This is a genomic window from Paenibacillus lutimineralis (assembly GCF_003991425.1).
Classification (GTDB): domain Bacteria; phylum Bacillota; class Bacilli; order Paenibacillales; family Paenibacillaceae; genus Fontibacillus; species Fontibacillus lutimineralis.
This window is the reverse complement of sequence record NZ_CP034346.1, coordinates 3,000,986-3,020,657: the sequence shown is the minus strand read 5'-3', so window position 1 is coordinate 3,020,657 and position 19,672 is coordinate 3,000,986. Positions and strand designations below refer to the sequence as shown.

The following is a 19,672-nucleotide window of genomic DNA, read 5'->3' as shown; positions in this document are numbered from 1 at the left end:
GATTATTTCTCAGCCTGCTTTGCATACAGTTCCGTATAATCCTGGATCATTTGGTCCCCGCCCTGAGAGCGCCACTTCTTCACTTCTTTATTGAAGCCGTCCTCATCCAGAGTTCCCATAATGAATTTGACACGGGCGTCAGCGATGATCTTGTTCAGCTCCGTCCCCTTTTCCACAGCCGTTTGAGAGATCAAAGGCTCCACCGGGTTGGATATAGCTATCGCCTCGTTGTCTTTCATCATCGTGCGGAATTTATTGTCCGCTTCCCCTTTCCCTTTCCAGATCATCAGCGAACCATCATAGGTAGGCAGCTGCTTCAGCGGAGATACCTCATTGGCATACGCTGTCTGGTCAGAGATGGTCGGTTCTCCGTCCTCTCCCTTGGTGTAATGGACCCCTTCAATTCCCCATGTCCAGGTGTACATCATTTCGTCATCGACGATTTTATCGAAGAAACCAAGCAGCTGCTTCAGTTCTGCCTCTGACTTGACTGTAGCCTTCGGAAATACAAACATTCCATTATACCCCGTGGTCGCAAATACCCGCTCCCCCTTCGGCCCTTCAATTCTGCTGAAAATATCGATCTTGGCGTCAGGATTAGCCTTCTTCAGCTCGTTGCCTCCGGTGATCACGAAGTCAAGGGTTGTGAACAGCATCCCGGCCTTGCCCTGGAAGAATTGCTCTTGCTGCTTGCTGATTTTAGTTGCCGCAAAATCCTGATTAATCAGCTTTTCCTCATACAGCTTCCTATAGAACTTCATGGCTTCCATATTTTCCTCTGTCATAAACTCGGGAACTGCTTTTCCATCCTGAATATCCCATTGGTTGGGCGCTCCGAAGAAGGAGGCGATGGTCTGGAATCCCAGTAGGCCTGTTGACCCAGCGCCGCCGGAATCCTCGGCTTCCACCAGTCCGAATGTATCGTCTTTTCCATTTTTGTCCGGATCGTCCAGCGCGAATGCGCGAATAACATTGTAGAGCTCATCGATGGTCTTGGGTTGCTGCAGGCCTAGATTGTCTAACCAATCCTGCCGGAAGGTAATACCCTGACGAGCTAGCGCTCTGGCCCGGTACAAACCGTAAACCTTGCCATCTACCGATATGTTGTTCAATACCTGTTCATTGGTGTTGTACTTGCTCAGGTTGGGATAGTCCTTGAGATAAGGCCCAATCTCCCAAAACATGCCCGACCGCTCCGCATTAATAATAGATGAGGACTTGGTATCCGCTATCATCAATACTTGAGGCAGATCATTGGAGGCGATAGAAACGTTGATCTTGTCATTGTAGGCAGACGCGGGAACCCAAGTAATATTAAGCTTGGTATTCGTATACTCCTCGATCTTCTTAATAATTGGGTTGTCGGCCTTGGGCGGCTCGGTCGAGGAATACTGGTTCATCATGGTAAATGAAAGCTTTCCGCCTGCCTGTGAGCCCTTCCCTTCCTGATTACTTCCGCACGCTGACAAACTTGCTACTGCCAGAATGGTTAGTAGACTCATCAGGAACACTTTGTAGCTTAGCTGCTTCATGTCTTACTCCCCCTCGTTATACTAAAAATATTATATTAAAAGATGAACAGGTCATCCCTTAACCGAACCTAGCAGCACTCCTTTGGCAAAGTGCTTTTGCAAGAATGGGTATATGGACAGAATCGGAACGGTAGAGAACACGATAACCGCCATATTGATAATCTTGGATGGTGGAGGAGGCGCCTCATTCATATCAGACAACCCCTTTTCCGATAGAATCACAATCTGTCTTAACAGGACCTGGATTGGCCATTTTTTCGAATCATTGATATACAAAATAGCGCTCAGAAAAGTATTCCAATGCGTTACGGCGTAAAACAGTGAAAAGGTAGCCAATGCAGGCAGAGAAAGAGGGATGACAATTCGGAATAAAATCCCAAGGTCATTGCAACCGTCGATCTTGGCCGATTCCTCCAGGCCGTCAGGCAGCTGCTGGAAGAAATTCTTGATGATGATCATATTAAAAGCACTGATCGCGCTAGGAATAATAAGCGCCCAGTAGGTATTGGTCAGGTGCAGCTCTTTGACAATCAAAAAAGTAGGCACGATCCCGGCGTTAAATAACATCGTGAAGATAACCATAAGCATGACGGGGCGGCGTCCATAGAGATCTTTGCGGGCAAGCGGATAGGCCATTAACACGGTCAGGAGCAGGTTCACCAATGTGCCGATCACAGTCACCCCGATGGTCACCGCCAGGCTGCGAAGCAATATTGGAGTTGAGAAAATATAACGATATCCCTCCAGCGAAAATTTCGTTGGAAATATAAGAAAGCTCTTGGACAGCACCTCCTGCTCGGTCGCAAAGGAGATCAGGATGATGTAAATGAACGGAATGATCATCACCGCTGATACCACTAGCAGGATGGCGAGATTAAGTCCGTCAAACAGATGGGTGCCCCAGCTTCGATTCTTTTGATTCATAGCTTAATACACCCCTTCCTCGCCGAATCTTTTGGCCAACCAGTTGGAACTGATGACTAATACAAATCCAACCAGCGATTTGAAAAGACCAACAGCGGTGCTGAAGCTGAACTGTCCTTGCGTGATCCCCGCCGTATATACATAAGTATCAAACACTTCTCCCACCTCGCGGTTAATCGGATTCAGCATCAGGAAGATTTGCTCAAAGCCTGTATCCAGGAAGCTTCCCAGCCGGAGGATGAAAAGAATGACAATTGTGGAGCGAATGGCTGGCAGCGTCACATTCCATAATTGTCGCAGCCTTCCTGCACCGTCCATCTTTGCCGCTTCATATAGCTGAGGATCGACCCCTGCCAGAGCTGCGAGGAATATAATCGTTCCCCAGCCCGTCTCCTTCCAAATGACTTCCAAGGTAATCATCGGCCTGAACCAGCCCGCACTAGCGAGAAAATTGATCTTCTCCCCTCCCATCGCCATGATGGCTTCATTCACCAATCCGCCGTCAATAGTAAAGAAGGTATAAGCGATGCCGACGACCACGACCCATGAGACAAAATGCGGAATGTAGATAACGGTCTGTATGGCACGTTTTAATTTATCCTGGCGCACTTCATTAATCATAAGAGAGAGCAGGATCGGTGCCGGAAAGAAAAATAAAATATTGTATCCGGCCAGTACTAGGGTATTCCTCAGAAGCATCCAAAACGCGGGGTCATGGAACAGCCGCTCGAAGTGTTTCATGCCCACCCAATTACTGCCGAAAAAGCCCAAGAAAGGCTGATAATCCTTGAAAGCCAAGAGAAGTCCCCACATCGGGGCGTATTTGAATAATAGGAAGTAAAGCACCCCGGGAGCCAGCATCCCGTATAGCCATTTGTTTCTCCGTATCTGTCCCCAGAAATAGGTTCTCTTTCTGATCGGGGCAGATATTCCAATCGCAAGATTTCCTTTGCTTTGATTCATCTTCGACTCCACCTTCGTGTTATTTGTGCGGTACCTTCAAGATAAGCGCCCCGGCGAGCCGACGTCTATAATCAAGGGATAATCATCAGGAAAGGTGTTTGCCGCTGTATGGGATATAATCAGGATCACGTATGGAATAATCATGGGAATACCCCCGTAGAACCCCTCCCTTGCTCCCCTCTATAACATCATGATAAAAAAGACCCCGACGACAGGCTGGCAACCTATCGCGGGGAGTCTTCGACTGGAGCGTTCATATTTTCGAATTGCCGTGCAATTTCCGGTATTGTCCGGGCGTCATGTTCTCCATCTTGCGAAAGAAGCGAATAAAGTTCTGAGGATTGGTATAGGTTAGTCGGTCCGCGATATCCCCGATCTTCATATCCGTCTCGATCAGCCATTGCTTCGCCATTTGCAAGCGATAGTTCTGCAGGTACTCGCTGAAGCTGATCCCTTTTTCCCGGCTGAACAGCGGTCCTAAATGGTTGGGATGATAATTCAATTGCTTTGCGCAGGCTTCAAGCGTAAGCTCGATATCGAAGTTCTGATGGATCATATTCGTTAGCTGGTCCGACAACTTCTTGGCATGAGACTTGCTCTGCTGTTCCAGTCTGCATATGATCGGAGCGATAACGGTATCGCTGAACCAAAGGCGGATTTCCTCCTGGGATTTTAGATCAAGCAATCTGTCAAAAAGCTGCTTTTCCTGTTCGGGTGGAAACTCTACGGCGGAATCCTGCTTCGTATCTGCTGCTGCTGTCTCGGACTGTCCCAGCTCGGTCAGCATCGTGTACAGCCTGACCAATGCCATCCGGTATTGGCGCCAGTCGGCTTGCTCTGCGAAGATCAAGCCAATGCAGTGTTCCAGCAGTTCTTCGGCTCTTGTTCGCTCCGCGAGCTTAACGGCGTCGTAGAGTTCTTTGGCTGCGCGGTGCGGGAACACACTGGATACCAGGTCGTTAGGCTGGACGTCATCGATAAACAGCACTGATTCTGTGCCAAAACGAATCTTATAGCGAAGCGCCTCCAGCGCTTGCACGGCAGACTCAGAAATATCGGCGAGCCGTTTCTGGGGACGGCTGATGCCGATGCTAATATGCAGCTTCAAGTATTGCAGCACGGTTGTTTGAATCAGCTCCGCTACGGTAAACAACCGGCTCTTGTACTCCACCTCTGTCGATCCGGCACCTCCGACCACGGTAATTTGGGATTGTTCCAGCAGCACAGGATCCAGCCTTTCCTCGGGAGGAATCAGCTCGCCGACGATATTGGCGATGGCGAAGAGCAGCAGATCACGGTCGTTTTCGCTGTATTGGGACTTCTCCAGCGCATCGATCTGAATGGCAAGTGCGGCATGCCAGTTCCAATCGGTGGGATATCCATACTCTTTCAATCTGGCCGATAGCTGAGATTCTTTCTGTTCGCCGCGGATTAGCTTCATAACGAAAAACTGCTTCAGCTCCCGCACTTGCCCTGTCAGCTGCGCCAAGAGGCGGGATTCCGTCTGCAGCAAGGATTGCAGACGATAGCCGATCATCGTAAATTCATCAGTACGGGCTTCATCTGGCGGATCTCCAAATCTGTTGGCCATCGTTGCGACCAACTTCCCAACCGGCCGATAGAACTTCCGGGAACCAAGCCATGCGAGTCCGCCGGTGATCAGAACCATGAGCAAGCATACAAATAGAGTAACCCAGCCTATAGAGCGAGAATCCCGGGTAATATCCTTAATGGAAATAGCGGAGACATAAGTCCAGCCATTATAACTTGACTTGCGAATGATCACGCTGGTATTATCTCCATCCAGCTCAATGTTGAATTGCCCTTCCGTTTCACTTTGCCTCTGCATCTCAGCCACAAGCTGCTCCAAGCCGGATTGCTGTATTTTCTGATCGCTTCGGGACAATAGCTGGTAATCTTGATCCATAACCATAATGCTGCCAAGCTGGTTGTCGGCCGCCAGAAGGTTGGCCAACTGCGATTCAGCGATAGTCACGATAGCCAATCCGTCGGCTTTCAGCGAATTCAGCGGGATTTTTTTCACGAGACTAATACTTGGCGAACTCTTGTCCTCGTCCGTTACCCAAACAGAAAATGAAGGCAGCTTCTCATACCCGAGAAGATGATCCAGATTCAACACATCGTCGAATGTAAAAATATTGTTGTTGTCGACGCCCCATTGCCCTTTTAAATTCAATACTGTCATATTGTTTATGGTTAGCTCGAAGGTTTGGCTGCGCACCATGTTCTGGTACATTTCACTATAAACCTGATAGTGCTCTGCTGAATAAGGGAGCGACATGGCATTCACCACAAGAGGCGAGCTAATATACTGCGTAATCGAATGATCGATCGTCTTGAGCGTTTGCTCCACACGAAGTTGAGTCTGCTGAAGTGTCGCCATGCTGCTCTGGTTCACCTTGTCCTGAACGATCGAGGAAGCTTTGTAATATGATATAATTCCAACTATAATCACTGGAATAGAGCCAATCAGCAGACTATACATTAAGAGACGGGTGTAATAATTGCCGGAACGAATTTTCATAGCACCTCCCTTGTAAGCGATTTCATTTATGTTTCTCCTATTATAGAGATGAGATTGAAGGAAGTCTATAATCAGGGCATAATCATTAGAACGGGTGATGCGGTTTGAATCCTCTATTTCCTCCCCTTGTGATCCGCTTTCTAGTTTCAAATAGATATCCAGCAATATGAAGCAGAAAGGAGAAGAACCTTATGAATGATTTTCGCAACCCACCTGGACAATACGATCCCCATGTACACAAGCAGCGGCATGAAGAGAAGCAAAAAATGGGAGCCGGCACTCTAAAGGAATTATTATGGGACTCCGCCAGTTTACTTATTGCCTTTGGAATAATGGTATTGATTTTTTGCCTGTTTAGATTTTTCTTATAAGTGGACACGCAAATCATGTAAGAATGCGATTGTATTCTCTGTATCATCCGTCATTTTGTTCCTGCGCCCCGGAAGCTTCCTCTCCTTTCCTCTGACGAAGCATCAGCCGATACGCCCCAGGCGTCATGCCCAGCTTGGATGTAAACAGACGTATCATATAGTTGGGATCGCGGATTCCTACCTTTTCCGCGATCTCGGAAATGCCAAGCACTGTTCCGCCCAGCAGTTTTTTGGCCTCCTCCAGACGCAGGTGCAGTACATACTGCAGCGGGGTTTTGCCGATATGCCTCTTCATGCATCTCGTGATGTAATTGGCCTGGAAATGAAGGCTTGCCTCCAATTCTGCAAGTTGAAACGACTGCCTCCAATGTTCGTTCAAATACGCTACGGCAGCCCTGGCCAGCCTTAAGGATGGCTCCGGTTCGAACGTCCGCACACATTCTGCCTGCAGTGCCGCGAACAGCTCGGCCAGCAAGAGATGGAGCCGAAGTGCAGTTTCTACATTTAACCCATTGTGGATATCATCCAACTCACGCAGTAGCGGCTCTAAGCTTTGCACATCGACGGCAGCGAATTTCGGCAAGTACATCCGCTGCTGCGAGGATGGCTCGACATCCTCGTTCGTGCCTTTGGACAGCAAGGTCGACCAAGGAATATCCTCCTGCCGGATGTGCGCCGCCGGATGTCCATGGACGAAATGCACCCAATAAATCTCCGTATCCTCCGAGCAGGATCGATGCCCGAAATGTGGCAGCCCTGCTTCCAGTACAAGCATCTTTCCTGCGCCAATTTCGTATTCCATCTCTTCTTCCGTCATATAGAGCGTTCCCCTCGTTACCAGAAGCAGGTCGTATACGCCAAAGACGCGGGCGAAATGCTGGTCTCCCGGCTTCCATACGGCATGTCCTGCCATTAAGAATTGCGGCAGTGGCGGAATGGCAAATTCCAGACAATACACGTCGATTCTCTCCAATCTATAAGTCCGTTTTGTGCTATTTAAAGTTTATATTATCACTGGTTGCGCCCCTGTAAAAGAGGTACATTGAACACAAGAAATCGTTCTAATCTACCACTAAAGGGGCTGTTCATACATGCGTTTTCGTCAAGTTCATCTCGACTTTCATACTTCTGAGGCCATCCTGGGCATCGGAAGCCAGTTTTCCAGATCACAGTTCCAGAATATGCTGCGCATCGGGCATGTTGATTCGATTACAATCTTTTCGAAATGCCATCACGGCTGGGCTTACCATCCCAGTGAAGCTAATACGATGCATCCGCATCTCTCGTTCGATCTACTCGGCGAAATGATAGACGCCGCTCATGAAATCGGCGTCAAAACCCCCGTGTACCTCTCCGCAGGCCTCGACGAAAAGCTGGCCAGGCGCCATCCCGAATGGCTAATCCGTGATGCAGAGGATCGAACACGCTGGGTGAGAGATTTCATGACGCCAGGCTACCACGAATTTTGCTTCAATACGCCTTACCTGGACATCCTGCTGGCCCAAATCCATGAAGTCGTCTCCAACTATGATGCGGACGGCATCTTCCTCGACATCGTCGGGATTCGCGAATGCCGATGCCAGTATTGCGTGGCCGCGCTTCGGGAGACCGGACAGGATCCGCGCGACGAAGCAGCCGTTGCCGCCTTGGGCGAACGTACTTACCTGAACTATACCCGGCGAGTGCGGGAAACTATCGATGCTGTCAAGCCCGGCCTTCCGGTCTTTCATAACAGCAGTCATCAGCTGCGAGGCCGCCGTGATCTTGCTCATGTCAACAGCCATCTGGAGCTTGAATCGCTGCCGACCGGGGGCTGGGGCTATGATCACTTTCCGCTTTCGGCGCGCTACGTCCAGTCGCTGGGCATGGACTATCTGGGCATGACGGGCAAATTCCACACCTCATGGGGCGAATTCGGCGGGTACAAGCATCCGAACGCGCTGCGGTTCGAGACGGCACTTAGTCTGGCCCACGGTGCCAAATGTTCGATCGGCGACCAGCTTCATCCGTCGGGACTGATGGATGAGGCAACCTATGCCCTGATCGGTGCCGCCTATGCTGAAGTAGAAGCGAAAGAGCCGTGGTGCCGAGGCACTTCATCCGTGGCAGACATCGCCGTCTTGTCGCTGGAAGCAGCTCGGGTGGCTTGCCCGGACGCCCAAGAGAAGGACGAACGAACCCATCTGGCTGATGCAGGAGCAGTACGAATTCTGACCGAAGGTCATTATCTGTACGACATCGTGGATGTCGAAGCGGATTTCAGCCGTTACAAAGTGTTGATTCTACCGGATGAGGTACCGGTATGGTCGGAATTGAGAGATGCCCTCAACATATTTACAGCTAACGGGGGAAAAGTTCTGGCCACGGGGCGTTCGGGCTTAAATGTGGCCGGTGATACGTTTATGCTTGAACTGGGATTGGACTGGAAAGGTACCAACCCGTACCAGCCGTCTTATTTTCATCCGGACTTCCCTCCTGGCTCCCTTCTGCCCGCTTCGTTTGTCATGTACGGAGAAGGACAGCTGGTGGAACTGAACGGAGGCCGTTCGCTTGGTCGACGGGAGAATCCGTATTTCAACCGCGACGTCTTTACCTTCAGTTCGCATTTGCATACCCCAAGTGCCGGGGAGGATAACGGACCTGGTATGATCGAAAGCCAGAACGGCATCTATATCGCCTGGAATGTATTTGGCGACTATGCAGACAATGGCCACCTCATTCTAAAGGAGATGGTATTACACGCTCTTTCCCGGCTGTTGCCGCGGCCGTCACTGCGCTGCGACTTGCCGGCTCGAGGCATCGCTACGCTCCAATATCAAGCGGAGGGAAATCGTTATATCAATCATTTATTATATGCCTCCCCTGTGCTGAAAGGGCGTGTTGAAGTCATCGAGGACATCGTACCGCTGCAGGACGTTGCCGTCAGCTTGCGTCTCCCTACTTTCGCATCAATCAAGCGGGTTTATCTGGCCCCCTCTATGGAGGAGCTTACGTATATGGCCGGAGAGTACGGCGAAATTAACTACACGGTTCCTTATTTAGAGAATCATCAGATGGTCGTGCTAGAGCTTGTGTAAACGGCGGCTTACTTGTCTGTTGCAAGAATAGAATATTACGAAAGCTGCCGCAGTCCCGAGACCGCGGCAGCTTTTATTAGCCAGCTTATTCTTTCTTTTGCCCTCCCCTAACGTAGTCCAATATCGTGGAACCGATTTTGGATCGTCTCCCGCATCAGGTACTTGAGCGCTTGGATCGCTTTTGCCTCTGTTGCTTTTGCTTCACTGAATAGATCGATTATCTTGTTAATCGAAGCGCATCCTTCGGAGGTACCCAGCAGTCGTGCCGCTTCTTCCCACATCATGCATAGTCTGCTTTAGACAGCATCAGATCAAGGGTCTCCCATTAAAAAATCGCTTGGACCAGTGATTCCCGATGAAATAGTCGATAATTAATAACGCATTGGACATTGGACGAACGTAGTGAAATAAGAAAATAAGTGCTTATTTACAACTAAACCGGCTTTTATAAGCGTTAATGCTGCATATAACTGCATTTATACACCTATTGGGATGAATTTTCTCCATATTGAAGCCTAAGTTAGAAAATAAGTGCGTGTACGCAGCTATTTTCTAATTTCAAGGGATTCTCCAGTAAATAAGTGTATTTTTGCAGTTTCGAGTAAGTGAATAAGTATGCTATTCGGCAAAGAGACTTGAAATCCATATAGTAATTGCAAAAGATACACTTAAATTCCCAAATAAAACAGATTATCACGTTTTTTAAGCGTACATTATGTAATTGGAGGGAACACCTCCTAACTAACAAACTTATACACATTTGTATACAAGATTTCTTGGTAAAGGGCAAACTTTTCCTCCGTGAGAATTTGAGGATAGCTCATTATCTTGAGCGGTAAATCAGGCTGCCCTTTCTGAAGAGGAGGCTGCACATGTTCGAAAGGATTGAGACGAAAACCCAGTCGCTCATAGAAGCCTATTCTCCGCTGCGCCATTTCCGTGTCAGGATATTCCACCTCTAATAGAATGGGCTTTAATGACTCCTCGATATACGCAGCCATTAGTTTTCCACCTATGCCACTTCCACGCGTTGCCGGATCGACAGCAATATGTTCAACAAACCGGAACAACGGAAATTCCCATGTCGCCAGAAAAGCGATCAATTGATTATTGCTATTCGTTTCCGTTATAAGACGGTAATGCGGATCAGCCAACAATTCCTTCTGTCTAGCATAAGTTCTTCGTTCACTTTCAGGAAATGAGGCCTCCATAATTGCAAAGATTTTATCAAACTCTCTGTTGTTCATGATTATATTCTCCCTTTTTTCTAGGATGCTTTGGCAGCAGTTCTAACATTTTCTACAAACGCTAATAATGGAAGAGGATTTAGGAGAGAACTCTGTTTTATCCCAGTCTGAATATTGGTTTTCAATATTAAAGCCATGGCTAGTTAACAAAGACTTAAGGGTATCATTGTCAGTAAAACGACATGCAATTCGAGAAGTAGTTTTCTTATATCCCCAATCACGGAAGGTGACCCAGTGCATGGTATGATTTCTTGCATCGTAAGTTTGAGTTCCAGATACCTTGACAGTAGTCCCATCCATATCGAGAAATTGCCCCCAAGTTGTTTCCTCTTGATTTGATAGATCCGTTCCCAGCGGGTTGCGTGTTTCGAATGCAAATACCCCACCTGGTTCTAAATGCTTATAAACCGTTTTGAGTAAAGCTATTTGATCTTCATCACTCAAAAATGCCTGAAAAGCATTTCCTGTTAAATATATCATAGAGAAACGCTTGTCTGACTCAAATGTGCGAGCATCACCTTCAATAAAAGTAACAGGCAAACCTTGAGCTTTAACCCGCGCATATTCAAGCATTGCTGAAGAAATATCAACCCCAGTTATATTAATCCCTAATTTTGATAAAGGTATTGTTGCTAATCCTGTACCACATGCAAGTTCTAAAACTTCTCCCGGGTTTAATTTAGCAAGTTCAAGATAGAAATTGTATTTATCAATCTCGCCGCCAAATTCAAGATCATAATTAATCGGGTCCCGATATTCTTCAAGATTATTGTGTTCTATCAGCATAACATCACCTGCTCAATAATTCGGATTATTTTAATAATTCAATTCATGCCATTTAGCACAACTCATTCCACTCTGTTTAATGAGGAAGTTATCGAATGATATTCCTTGTCATTCCAACGGTAAATTTCCTGAACCCAAAAGACTCATAATAGGGTTCCAAGTTTTCTGTACATAAAAGTTGGGGTATTACACGATTTTGTTCACAATGCTCAATCATTCGATTCAGCATTTCTTTGCCAATCCCTTTGGACTGATAACTCGGCAGTACACACAATCCACATATAATTCCAGTAATCACTCCATCTGAAATAATACGCCCCATCCCCACTAATTTTTGATCTTTGAAAGCATAAATTGCGTACCAACTTTGATTGCACATTTGTTTCAAATCATCACTAGATAAATTAAGAGAATTCCATCCTAATGATTCATACAGGGAAAGTAATTGCCCAAAATCCTTAGGGGGCTCATTTGTAAAACATATAGTATCCATGCTCTATCCTCCGATTAATATGTTTAGGACCAAACTCCGACTCTATGTAGAATAAAGTCTACTCGTTGTTTGACACTTATTTTGGGTACTTCAATAAGTTCATAATCAAGCTGTTTATAAGTTTCAACCAATATTTTATAAGTTGCCACTGCTTCTTCAAAATCCTGAATTCTTTCATGATCGGTTATATATATTTCTTCCCAGGGAGGTAAAATAAAAACTTGTTTGTTGTATCTGTATTTTCGAGCTTCTGATTCTAGTTTTTCTGAAATAGGAATGTTTATTAAATTGGAATAGGCCAAGGTATCTGGAATACCTCTGTCAAAAAACAACTTTTGCTCTAGTGGGTGGGTTAATGCCAAAAGATAGCTTTCTATAGATTCATTTAGCATTAAATCACGATATTTCGTTGTATTTTTCCAAGGCAAAGCATCACCATTAGCAGAGACCTGTGTTTGTATAATTTCCCTCGCGACTTCCGGAACGAAGCTATAGCCATTTTTTTGTATTTCATATAGCAGAGTTGTTTTACCGGCACCAGGCCCACCTGTTATTACGATAAAATCATCCCGCAAAAATTTATTCTCGAGCATAATACGATATCAATCCTCACATTCATCATCTAGTCATTATGTTATCACCTATTGTATTGAAGGAAAAACTTTCACTCAAAAAAGATTTGTGTAGGTGCAGCCCTTTTCGGATTGTATTTAATTATGTACAGCAGCGGAAACTACCGGACATCACTTGCTTGGTATCTTCTACGGGCTGATAGCTGCGGTTTTCTATGCAATTCTGACCCTTGTTAATAAATTTATCCCAGATATGAATGGGCTGGAAAACACGCTTGTCCAATTAGTAGTTTCTCTTTTAATGCTTTTGCCTTACGTTCTTTTAACAGAGGGGTTCAATTTAACTCAAGTAACTGGAAATTCTGTTATTTTAACACTGCTGGATTCTACCTGTTCTTTTCTGGAATGGGAGGACTAAAAGGCCAGAGCATTGCTATATTAAGTTATATCGATCCATTAACTTCACTATTCATTTCAGCTCTTGTTATAGGCGAAAAGATGACTCTAATCCAAATTGCAGGCGCTGCCCTATTGTTAGGGTCAACATTAATAGGTGAACTAAGCACAAATAGAAAAAGAATCTTACAGAAACAGAAAGTTAACCTAAAGAATTGACCAAGACTTTAATTGCAGACGAAGGATATAATGAACAAGCTGGTGCCGGTACTCGCCCATCACCAGCTTGTTTTTGTTATTTCATGCTACTAAGCCAGGCGGCTAAATATAGATTAATTACGAGACGGTACGGACGATATGATGACAGCTCCTCACGTACAACAAAAAGCAAGTTCGGCTTCATATAAATCCTCCATGATTTATTCATCTAGCCTAAATATTGCAAGTTTCCGTTCGAAGAAGTTCACCCTCAATCATAGTCCATTGCACTTGATACCTCTCATCCAACAGGATTAAATCCGCATCGTAGCCTACCTCGATTTTTCCTTTGTGAGGAAGCCCTAGAATACGAGCGGGCGTTGTTGAAGCCATGTGCACAGCATCCGTCATCGAAATTCCGTTAACGACTGTCAGTCGTAACGCTTCATTCATCGTCACGGTACTCGATGCTAAGGTGCCATCCGCTAGCCTTGCAATCCCCTCGGATACAGTGACATGGTGGCCACCAAAAATATAATTACCATCGCCCAATCCCATCGCCTGAAGCGCATCCGTAATTAGCACCATGCCTTCCGGCCCTTTGAGACGATGCATCAATCGGATAATCGCTGGATGAAGATGGACTTGATCGACAATTGCTTGCAGACTTACATGCGGTTCTTCGAATGCGGCTACGATCAGTCCGGGATCTCGGTGGTGAATCGGTCTCATGCCGTTAAAACAATGTGTCACATGACTCGCGCCAGCTGCAAAAGCCAGCTTTGCTTCCTCGTATGTGGCGTCAGAGTGAGCAATGGCAATCACAACATCCTGTTCTTTTAGAAAGGAAATGAGCTCCAAGCCCCCAGGCAATTCTGGAGCTATCGTTACCATTTTAATGAGTGAACCCGCTTCCTGAAAAATTAGCTTCATTTCTTCAAGGTTGGGATGGCGAAGATATTTCTCGTTCTGCATCCCTTTGCGCCTCGGATTCAAATAAGGCCCCTCCAAGTGAATGCCAGCGATCCTTGCCCCTTGTTCACGTCCGATCATAAATTTTACGCTGTGAATCATATTCAAAAGATCTTCCATCGTCGAACTCACGGATGTCGCTAGAAATGAGGTGCATCCGGTTGCAGCACAAGCGCGTGATACTTCTTGAATACTTGCCTCGGTTCCATCCATCATGTCATAGCCATTGGCCCCATGAATATGAACATCAATCATCCCTGGTATGAGCCACATCCCTTTGCCATCAATAGGTTCATAACCATCTTCGAATTTTTTAAGCTCTTGCGTTTCTATTCTCTCCACCTTTCCGTTGGCGATCCAGACCGTTGCGGAAGGAAGTATTTGATGTGGAAGCAGTACATTTACATGTTGAATTATTTTGTTATTCATTACTACTCAACTCCGTCCTGTTGGTAATTTGTCTGACACTCTATAATTGTAATATTTTTGTGATTTAACATTTCTTTCATTTCGACTGGTATGGATTGATCGGTTACAATAACATCCACGTAGTCAAAGTCTAACTTGAACCTCGATTTCACCGTGAATTTTGTATGATCCACTACAAGGATGACCTGATCCGACCGCCGGGCCATTTCTCTCTTCACCCGGACATCTTCTTCATATGGATAATAGAGTCCGTCAGGTTGGATTGCTGTCGCTCCGATGAACGCTTTGTCGGCACGAATTTCACTAATTTTATCAATGACAGAAGGTCCGTATAATAAGCGATTTCGGGTATGCAGATAGCCGCCGAGCACGTAGATGCTCAGATCTTCGCGCTTGGAGAGAATTCCTACATTATCAATGGAATGCGTAACCGCTGTTATCTGTTTCGCTTGAATATGTTCCGCAACAAATTGTACGGTCGTAGATACGTCCAAGAATACAGTCTCATGATCCCGAATCAGCTTAGCGCCATGCTCGCCAATATAGTTTTTGCTGGTAGATTCATCAATGAGACGTTCTTGATAAGAAGATAGCTCCTTTTGCAGTTCAGGCAAGGCTACCCCTCCGTGCGTTCGAACAACAACTCCTTCTTGAACTAATTTTACAATATCTCTGCGCGCCGTATCTCGCGACACTTGAAAGAACGAACATATATCACCAACACTCATAGATTTTTTTTGTTTTAAGTAATCAAGTATTTTCAATAATCTGTCCTCTTGAAACAAATTGGGCACACTCCTTGTTTAAGTATTTTAAAACTAATTATAAGTATATATAAGTCATATATAAAAAACAATAAGTGGTTATAAGTTTTTTCGATCATTTACTTAGAATTTACCGGTAATCAGTGCTTGCATCGGACCGATACTTAAAGTCATCACTTTAGTTCTTATTTCTATACGTATACATACCATTGATCTCGATGGTTTCTGTTTTTTGTTGGGACTAGAGTTAGGAATTGTAGCAAAAAAAATAGACCAAGTAAAAGACATATTTGTCCTTCAATTTGGTCTTGGTTTGTTCTTATTCAATTCATTCCCACTATAAGTCTATCCGTAATTGCTCATCGAACAATTTTATGTCGCAATTCAACAAATAAGTTTTCATCCATAATTTACCTGGCATTGGCTGCCATCCCTCTTGAGGTTTCATTTGAACAGTAAATGAATCGTTCTTTTTACCTTATGTGATATAAACCGCCTATGATCCCTTTTACATCATCAACCTTAATTATACTCCAAATTGCAGGCGCTACCCTATTGTTGGGGTCAACATTGACGGGTGAACTAAGCATAAATAGGAAAACAATCTAACAGAAACAGAAAGTTTGTTCAAGACTCACTTTGATGGACGGATAGAAAAAACTTTACCAAAAAGCTGCCACCGGAACTTAACCAGTGGTATTATCCCCTTCAAGTAGACACTCAAAAAAACCTTCATGTTAAAATGGGGTTTGAGTGACACTAGCAATCGTTCAATCGTCTGCTGACAACGTACCATCAGCTTCTGACGCAGCCATTTCGGTGATTTTAGCGATACCCATGGTGTTGTCAGCAAATGCTGTAGAAATGCCTCTGTATCGTAGAACTCTACCTCATATTCAAGTTCATTCCGTGCAACAATACGATATCCGTACCAGGACTCTCCGGTACGAGGATTAGCTAGAATTACGCAGGCCACAAAGGGTTTTCGACGGGGAGTATAGTGCGTGTTCACGGCATCCATATCCATAGCAAATTCCAGCTCAAACCTCTCCTTCAATACCTGCACCTGCAGCAATCTATCGAGCCGCAGCATAAGCTACTGGCGTTCGAGTTCACAATAGACAACAACATAGTCCGCATTATAGCGGGAGATGAATTGCAGCGGGTACATGCGAGCATGCTGCGGCCCCCCTTTATCGTCTAGATAAATGAGGTCGACCTTTGCAGCCTCTTTGATCGCCTGCGACAGTTTCTCAAAATTCTGAATAATCCGAGGATTCAGTTCAAATTGCGGCAATCTGCTGCTCGTATCATCCTTATTACCAGCTGTAAAACGGTCGAGTACATGAGCAATGCGTTGAATGGTCTCCCCATTGTCATAATCATACTGACGATAGCGATAAGTGAGATACTTCAGCACCTTCTGTTCCTCTTCCGTCATATAAAGATGCGGCAGTACATACGTCTTATCCTCGTAACAATACCCACGATGACGTGCGATATAGAGAAGTGGGGCCCGCAATGAAGATGCCATATACTCGATATCACGCTGCGCCTGACGTCTCGAGATTTCGAATTGTTCAGCAATATGACCACTATTCGGATACTTTCCCTCACGAATACGTTGGTCGAACCAGTGAATACGATGCATATGACTCAAGGTTATCCCCCCATTTTCCAGGAAAAACAATGTTTAAATCTATTACATCATTAGACCCTCTTGCTTGGCAAGCCAACAAAATAAAAGGGCCTGTCCCAATTAGGGCAGGCCTCCTTCCTCACGCACGGCAATCGTGCGTTACACCGCATCTAGTTTGTTCTGGTCTGCTTTGGAACATTTCTTGCAGACGGTCACTACCGTACCATTCGTCTTCGCACGTGGATATAACAGTTTAATTCTTGTGCTGTTGCAGATCGGACAAGTTCCGTTGCAAACCTTAGATTTGCGTTCATCGCGCATAACATGCCATACTGCTGTCAGATTATATCTGATAAAATTCGGAAATAGTTAGCACAAAGACATAAAGCGATCTGTGCTCACGTTGAAGGAGGATATACATTGGCGGAATTATTAAAAGATATTTATAATGAGGAATTTTTATTAGATTTTAGTAAAAAGGTTCAATCCGCTTATAGCGTTTTTGATACTACGGCATTTGTAGCGGCAGTGATGGATGATGCATGGGATACGCTTCCGCTTAAAGCCCGGACACGGCGGATTTCCGAGAAGCTTGGGCTTTATCTGCCAAATGACTATGCCGCCGCGTTGGAGATTTTGTATGCCATTGCGGACAGCTGCATTGGTTTTCCCTATCTTTTCTTTCCGGACTTTGTAGAAGTATATGGTCGGGAGGAACAGCACTGGGAGCTCTCTATGAACGCATTAGAGAACTTTACGCAAAAATCGTCCGCTGAATTCGCCATAAGGACATTTATTCTGTCTGACCCGGAACGGGCGATGCATCAGATGGATATATGGGCTGAGCATTCCAGTGAGCATGTGAGGCGGCTTGCTAGTGAAGGCTGCCGCCCACGTCTTCCCTGGGGACAGGCACTATCGATGTTTAAGGAGGATCCCGCTTCGGTATTGTCGATCCTTGAGTTGCTCAAGGCGGACCCTTCCCTGTATGTGCGCAAAAGCGTTGCTAATAACCTCAACGATATAGCGAAGGACAATCCCGCCTTGGTGATTGCAACTGCACGTCGCTGGATCGGAGATAATCCTGATACGGATTGGATCATAAGGCACGGCTGCCGCACATTGATCCGCAAAGCAAATCCTGAAGTAATGGAGCTATTTGGCTACGCGAGCTCTACAGAGGAAGTTCCACTTACCACGTCAGCTTCAATCTCTGTACAGCCCTCGACTCTTATGATTGGTGATAGCTGCGAAATACAGTATAGCCTTGATGTCCGTGGAGGTGAATCACTACATATTCGTATTGAGTACGGGATTTACTTCATTAAGGCAAGCGGGAAACCGTCGCGCAAATTATTTCTGCTCTCCGATAAAACCGTATCTGGAGGTATACGTCTCACTGGGGCAAGAAGGCATAGCTGGGCTAATTTGACCACACGACGCCATTATCCTGGTAATCACAAGATTGTACTTCTCGTGAATGGAGTCGAGGTTGCAGAGACTTCCCTAACGCTCCAGAGTCCATAATATCGCGATAGATTTAACCAATTGTTACTTCTGGTCTACATGCTCATATTACTTCAGTCTTTGGGGACATTATAATTGGTACAAAATAAAATCCAAAACTGATGAGGGGAAAAAATGAAAAAATGGACTGCTGTGATGCTGCTCTCCTGCATTATTTTGATGATGTATGGTCCACATAACTCAGCAGAGGCAGCAACCATTACTGCCGAGAATGAAATAAAGCAAATACTAAATAATCTTTTTACGAATAAATCTGATTATTTAGCGGATCGAGACAATAAATTAGCGGATTTCTATGACAATAAGCATTTGTTAAGCCGTAGAGCTTATAAGATGGAAGTTGACCGCAAGCTCTACCTGCATTCTTGGGCCAAGAAAAGAAACATGAAGATCGTCAATTCCCAATCCAAAATTCGCGTGACCAGGGTCAGGATCGGAGAAAATGTAGCTGTTGTTTCTCTCGGCCATTCACAGAAAATATCCTACAGCTATAATAATCATCCTTCTTCTGCTCAGTGGTTCGGACTGGGAACTTGGCATGCTATCACGTTAAAGAAGATAGGCGATCACTGGATTGTATGGAAGGAATGGTATCTAGATCCTTTGGAGGAAAACCCGAGTCTGATTCCCTCCGGCGTTCCCGTCGATTCCCCTGACCGAGAAGTTGCCCAAGATGGCAAAAAATATAGGCGAAAGGCTGCCGTTGCTTATGCGGATAAATACGCCGGTCTGGCCTGGGGCGCAGGCAACAATGGAAAGTACAATCGAAAATACAAAAGTTACAATAATCACGGTGGAGACTGTACTAACTTTGTTTCCCAAGCGCTTGGTGATCCAGAAGAAGGCGGTGGATTACCGATGCGAGGGCCATGGAGATACCATTATCCAAATGGCGGAAGCAGGACATGGGTTCAAACGGATGCTCTCAAAAATTTTATTCTCTACTCAGGTTATGGTCGCGTTATTACAACGGATTTCTTTCCAGAATTGATGAAACAAACGGATGCGCAACCTTATGGTGCTATAGGTAAACTTAAGGAGGGGGATTTAATCGCACATGTCTTAAAAAATGATGTCGATCATTTCTCAATTGTGACAGGATTCGATGATCATGGCTACCCTCTGGTCAATTCTCACACGGCAGATCGCTTCAGAGCTCCGTTCGATCTGGGCTGGGACAAGACAACTAAATATATTCTCATCCAAATTCGTGATTAACAATTGATTCAGTTAACAC

At 45.5% G+C, this 19,672-nt stretch carries 20 protein-coding genes and 1 pseudogene; 5 read left to right on the top strand and 16 right to left on the bottom strand.

The genetic code is table 11. The features are described 5' to 3' along the window. Nucleotides 1-2: 2 nt before the first annotated feature. From EI981_RS12920 to EI981_RS12905, 4 genes are all read right to left on the bottom strand, one after another. Nucleotides 3-1,532: an extracellular solute-binding protein gene (locus EI981_RS12920; RefSeq protein ID WP_126998729.1), complete on the bottom strand. Its 1,530-nt coding sequence runs from the start codon at nucleotides 1,530-1,532 to the stop codon at nucleotides 3-5. Nucleotides 1,533-1,583: 51 nt separating this feature from the next. Continuing rightward, nucleotides 1,584-2,456 carry a carbohydrate ABC transporter permease gene (locus EI981_RS12915; RefSeq protein ID WP_126998727.1) on the bottom strand — a complete coding sequence of 291 codons (873 nt, stop codon included), beginning with the start codon at nucleotides 2,454-2,456 and terminating at the stop codon, nucleotides 1,584-1,586. A 3-nt stretch (nucleotides 2,457-2,459) separates the two neighbouring features. Continuing rightward, on the bottom strand, nucleotides 2,460-3,419 hold the full coding sequence (locus tag EI981_RS12910) for an ABC transporter permease (protein WP_126998725.1): 960 nt from the start codon (nucleotides 3,417-3,419) through the stop codon (nucleotides 2,460-2,462). A 253-nt stretch (nucleotides 3,420-3,672) separates the two neighbouring features. Then, entirely contained in the window at nucleotides 3,673-5,964 is a 2,292-nt protein-coding gene (locus EI981_RS12905) for a helix-turn-helix domain-containing protein (protein WP_126998723.1), read from the bottom strand. A 191-nt stretch (nucleotides 5,965-6,155) separates the two neighbouring features. Here EI981_RS12905 and EI981_RS12900 point away from each other — a divergent pair, with 191 nt between their 5' ends. Next, nucleotides 6,156-6,335, top strand: coding sequence for a hypothetical protein (locus EI981_RS12900; protein ID WP_126998721.1), 180 nt, complete (start codon nucleotides 6,156-6,158; stop codon nucleotides 6,333-6,335). A gap of 43 nt (nucleotides 6,336-6,378) precedes the next feature. Here the strand turns inward: EI981_RS12900 and EI981_RS12895 are convergent, their stop codons facing one another. Then, nucleotides 6,379-7,293: a helix-turn-helix transcriptional regulator gene (locus EI981_RS12895; RefSeq protein ID WP_126998719.1), complete on the bottom strand. Its 915-nt coding sequence runs from the start codon at nucleotides 7,291-7,293 to the stop codon at nucleotides 6,379-6,381. 133 nt (nucleotides 7,294-7,426) lie between these two features. Here EI981_RS12895 and EI981_RS12890 point away from each other — a divergent pair, with 133 nt between their 5' ends. Next, a complete protein-coding gene (locus EI981_RS12890) occupies nucleotides 7,427-9,412 on the top strand; it encodes an alpha-amylase family protein (protein WP_126998717.1) in 1,986 nt (661 codons plus the stop codon). 107 nt (nucleotides 9,413-9,519) lie between these two features. Here the strand turns inward: EI981_RS12890 and EI981_RS29005 are convergent, their stop codons facing one another. From EI981_RS29005 to EI981_RS12870, 5 genes are all read right to left on the bottom strand, one after another. Further along, nucleotides 9,520-9,696, bottom strand: a complete 177-nt coding sequence (locus tag EI981_RS29005) for a hypothetical protein (RefSeq protein WP_162616155.1) — start codon at nucleotides 9,694-9,696, stop codon at nucleotides 9,520-9,522. Between the two features lie 453 nt (nucleotides 9,697-10,149). Beyond that, nucleotides 10,150-10,659: a GNAT family N-acetyltransferase gene (locus tag EI981_RS12885; protein ID WP_126998715.1), complete on the bottom strand. Its 510-nt coding sequence runs from the start codon at nucleotides 10,657-10,659 to the stop codon at nucleotides 10,150-10,152. Between the two features lie 42 nt (nucleotides 10,660-10,701). Beyond that, on the bottom strand, nucleotides 10,702-11,445 hold the full coding sequence (locus EI981_RS12880) for a class I SAM-dependent DNA methyltransferase (RefSeq protein ID WP_126998713.1): 744 nt from the start codon (nucleotides 11,443-11,445) through the stop codon (nucleotides 10,702-10,704). A gap of 88 nt (nucleotides 11,446-11,533) precedes the next feature. After that, nucleotides 11,534-11,938 carry a GNAT family N-acetyltransferase gene (locus EI981_RS12875; RefSeq protein ID WP_126998711.1) on the bottom strand — a complete coding sequence of 135 codons (405 nt, stop codon included), beginning with the start codon at nucleotides 11,936-11,938 and terminating at the stop codon, nucleotides 11,534-11,536. Between the two features lie 23 nt (nucleotides 11,939-11,961). Beyond that, the gene (locus EI981_RS12870) at nucleotides 11,962-12,531 is read right to left on the bottom strand and encodes an AAA family ATPase (RefSeq protein WP_126998709.1); all 570 of its coding nucleotides are present in this window, start codon (nucleotides 12,529-12,531) and stop codon (nucleotides 11,962-11,964) included. 384 nt (nucleotides 12,532-12,915) lie between these two features. On the opposite strand from EI981_RS12870, the gene EI981_RS30330 reads away from it, so the two are divergent. Then, complete coding sequence (locus tag EI981_RS30330) at nucleotides 12,916-13,125, top strand: hypothetical protein (RefSeq protein ID WP_472795101.1); 210 nt, start codon at nucleotides 12,916-12,918, stop codon at nucleotides 13,123-13,125. A 213-nt stretch (nucleotides 13,126-13,338) separates the two neighbouring features. On the opposite strand, the gene nagA is transcribed toward EI981_RS30330, so the two are convergent. From nagA to EI981_RS29580, 6 genes and pseudogenes are all read right to left on the bottom strand, one after another. After that, nucleotides 13,339-14,505, bottom strand: a complete 1,167-nt coding sequence (nagA, locus tag EI981_RS12860) for an N-acetylglucosamine-6-phosphate deacetylase (protein WP_126998707.1) — start codon at nucleotides 14,503-14,505, stop codon at nucleotides 13,339-13,341. A gap of 2 nt (nucleotides 14,506-14,507) precedes the next feature. Then, the gene (locus EI981_RS12855; RefSeq protein WP_237172665.1) at nucleotides 14,508-15,119 is read right to left on the bottom strand and encodes a DeoR/GlpR family DNA-binding transcription regulator; all 612 of its coding nucleotides are present in this window, start codon (nucleotides 15,117-15,119) and stop codon (nucleotides 14,508-14,510) included. A 3-nt stretch (nucleotides 15,120-15,122) separates the two neighbouring features. Further along, nucleotides 15,123-15,299: pseudogene (locus tag EI981_RS29980) on the bottom strand (DeoR family transcriptional regulator); the annotation flags it as partial. 604 nt (nucleotides 15,300-15,903) lie between these two features. Further along, a complete protein-coding gene (locus EI981_RS29220; RefSeq protein ID WP_193556458.1) occupies nucleotides 15,904-16,362 on the bottom strand; it encodes a WYL domain-containing protein in 459 nt (152 codons plus the stop codon). Nucleotides 16,363-16,365: 3 nt separating this feature from the next. After that, a complete protein-coding gene (locus tag EI981_RS29215) occupies nucleotides 16,366-16,929 on the bottom strand; it encodes a helix-turn-helix transcriptional regulator (protein ID WP_193556457.1) in 564 nt (187 codons plus the stop codon). 138 nt (nucleotides 16,930-17,067) lie between these two features. Beyond that, nucleotides 17,068-17,229: a hypothetical protein gene (locus EI981_RS29580; RefSeq protein ID WP_227011828.1), complete on the bottom strand. Its 162-nt coding sequence runs from the start codon at nucleotides 17,227-17,229 to the stop codon at nucleotides 17,068-17,070. A gap of 99 nt (nucleotides 17,230-17,328) precedes the next feature. Between EI981_RS29580 and EI981_RS12845 the strand changes: the two genes are divergently transcribed. Beyond that, a complete protein-coding gene (locus EI981_RS12845; protein WP_126998703.1) occupies nucleotides 17,329-18,435 on the top strand; it encodes a DNA alkylation repair protein in 1,107 nt (368 codons plus the stop codon). Nucleotides 18,436-18,549: 114 nt separating this feature from the next. Then, nucleotides 18,550-19,653 (top strand): amidase domain-containing protein, encoded by a 1,104-nt coding sequence (locus EI981_RS12840; protein WP_227011827.1) that lies wholly within the window; start codon nucleotides 18,550-18,552, stop codon nucleotides 19,651-19,653. Nucleotides 19,654-19,672 lie beyond the last annotated feature (19 nt).

What these genes read in the sequence shown, in the direction of transcription:
- EI981_RS12920 (WP_126998729.1), bottom strand. Translation starts at nt 1,532, where the DNA reads ATGAAGCAGCTAAGCTACAAAGTGTTCCTGATGAGTCTACTAACCATT.
- EI981_RS12915 (WP_126998727.1), bottom strand. Translation starts at nt 2,456, where the DNA reads ATGAATCAAAAGAATCGAAGCTGGGGCACCCATCTGTTTGACGGACTT.
- EI981_RS12910 (WP_126998725.1), bottom strand. Translation starts at nt 3,419, where the DNA reads ATGAATCAAAGCAAAGGAAATCTTGCGATTGGAATATCTGCCCCGATC.
- EI981_RS12905 (WP_126998723.1), bottom strand. Translation starts at nt 5,964, where the DNA reads ATGAAAATTCGTTCCGGCAATTATTACACCCGTCTCTTAATGTATAGT.
- EI981_RS12900 (WP_126998721.1), top strand. Translation starts at nt 6,156, where the DNA reads ATGAATGATTTTCGCAACCCACCTGGACAATACGATCCCCATGTACAC.
- EI981_RS12890 (WP_126998717.1), top strand. Translation starts at nt 7,427, where the DNA reads ATGCGTTTTCGTCAAGTTCATCTCGACTTTCATACTTCTGAGGCCATC.
- EI981_RS29005 (WP_162616155.1), bottom strand. Translation starts at nt 9,696, where the DNA reads ATGATGTGGGAAGAAGCGGCACGACTGCTGGGTACCTCCGAAGGATGC.
- EI981_RS12885 (WP_126998715.1), bottom strand. Translation starts at nt 10,659, where the DNA reads ATGAACAACAGAGAGTTTGATAAAATCTTTGCAATTATGGAGGCCTCA.
- EI981_RS12880 (WP_126998713.1), bottom strand. Translation starts at nt 11,445, where the DNA reads ATGCTGATAGAACACAATAATCTTGAAGAATATCGGGACCCGATTAAT.
- EI981_RS12875 (WP_126998711.1), bottom strand. Translation starts at nt 11,938, where the DNA reads ATGGATACTATATGTTTTACAAATGAGCCCCCTAAGGATTTTGGGCAA.
- EI981_RS12870 (WP_126998709.1), bottom strand. Translation starts at nt 12,531, where the DNA reads ATGCTCGAGAATAAATTTTTGCGGGATGATTTTATCGTAATAACAGGT.
- EI981_RS30330 (WP_472795101.1), top strand. Translation starts at nt 12,916, where the DNA reads ATGGGAGGACTAAAAGGCCAGAGCATTGCTATATTAAGTTATATCGAT.
- nagA (WP_126998707.1), bottom strand. Translation starts at nt 14,505, where the DNA reads ATGAATAACAAAATAATTCAACATGTAAATGTACTGCTTCCACATCAA.
- EI981_RS29220 (WP_193556458.1), bottom strand. Translation starts at nt 16,362, where the DNA reads ATGCTGCGGCTCGATAGATTGCTGCAGGTGCAGGTATTGAAGGAGAGG.
- EI981_RS29580 (WP_227011828.1), bottom strand. Translation starts at nt 17,229, where the DNA reads ATGCGCGATGAACGCAAATCTAAGGTTTGCAACGGAACTTGTCCGATC.
- EI981_RS12840 (WP_227011827.1), top strand. Translation starts at nt 18,550, where the DNA reads ATGAAAAAATGGACTGCTGTGATGCTGCTCTCCTGCATTATTTTGATG.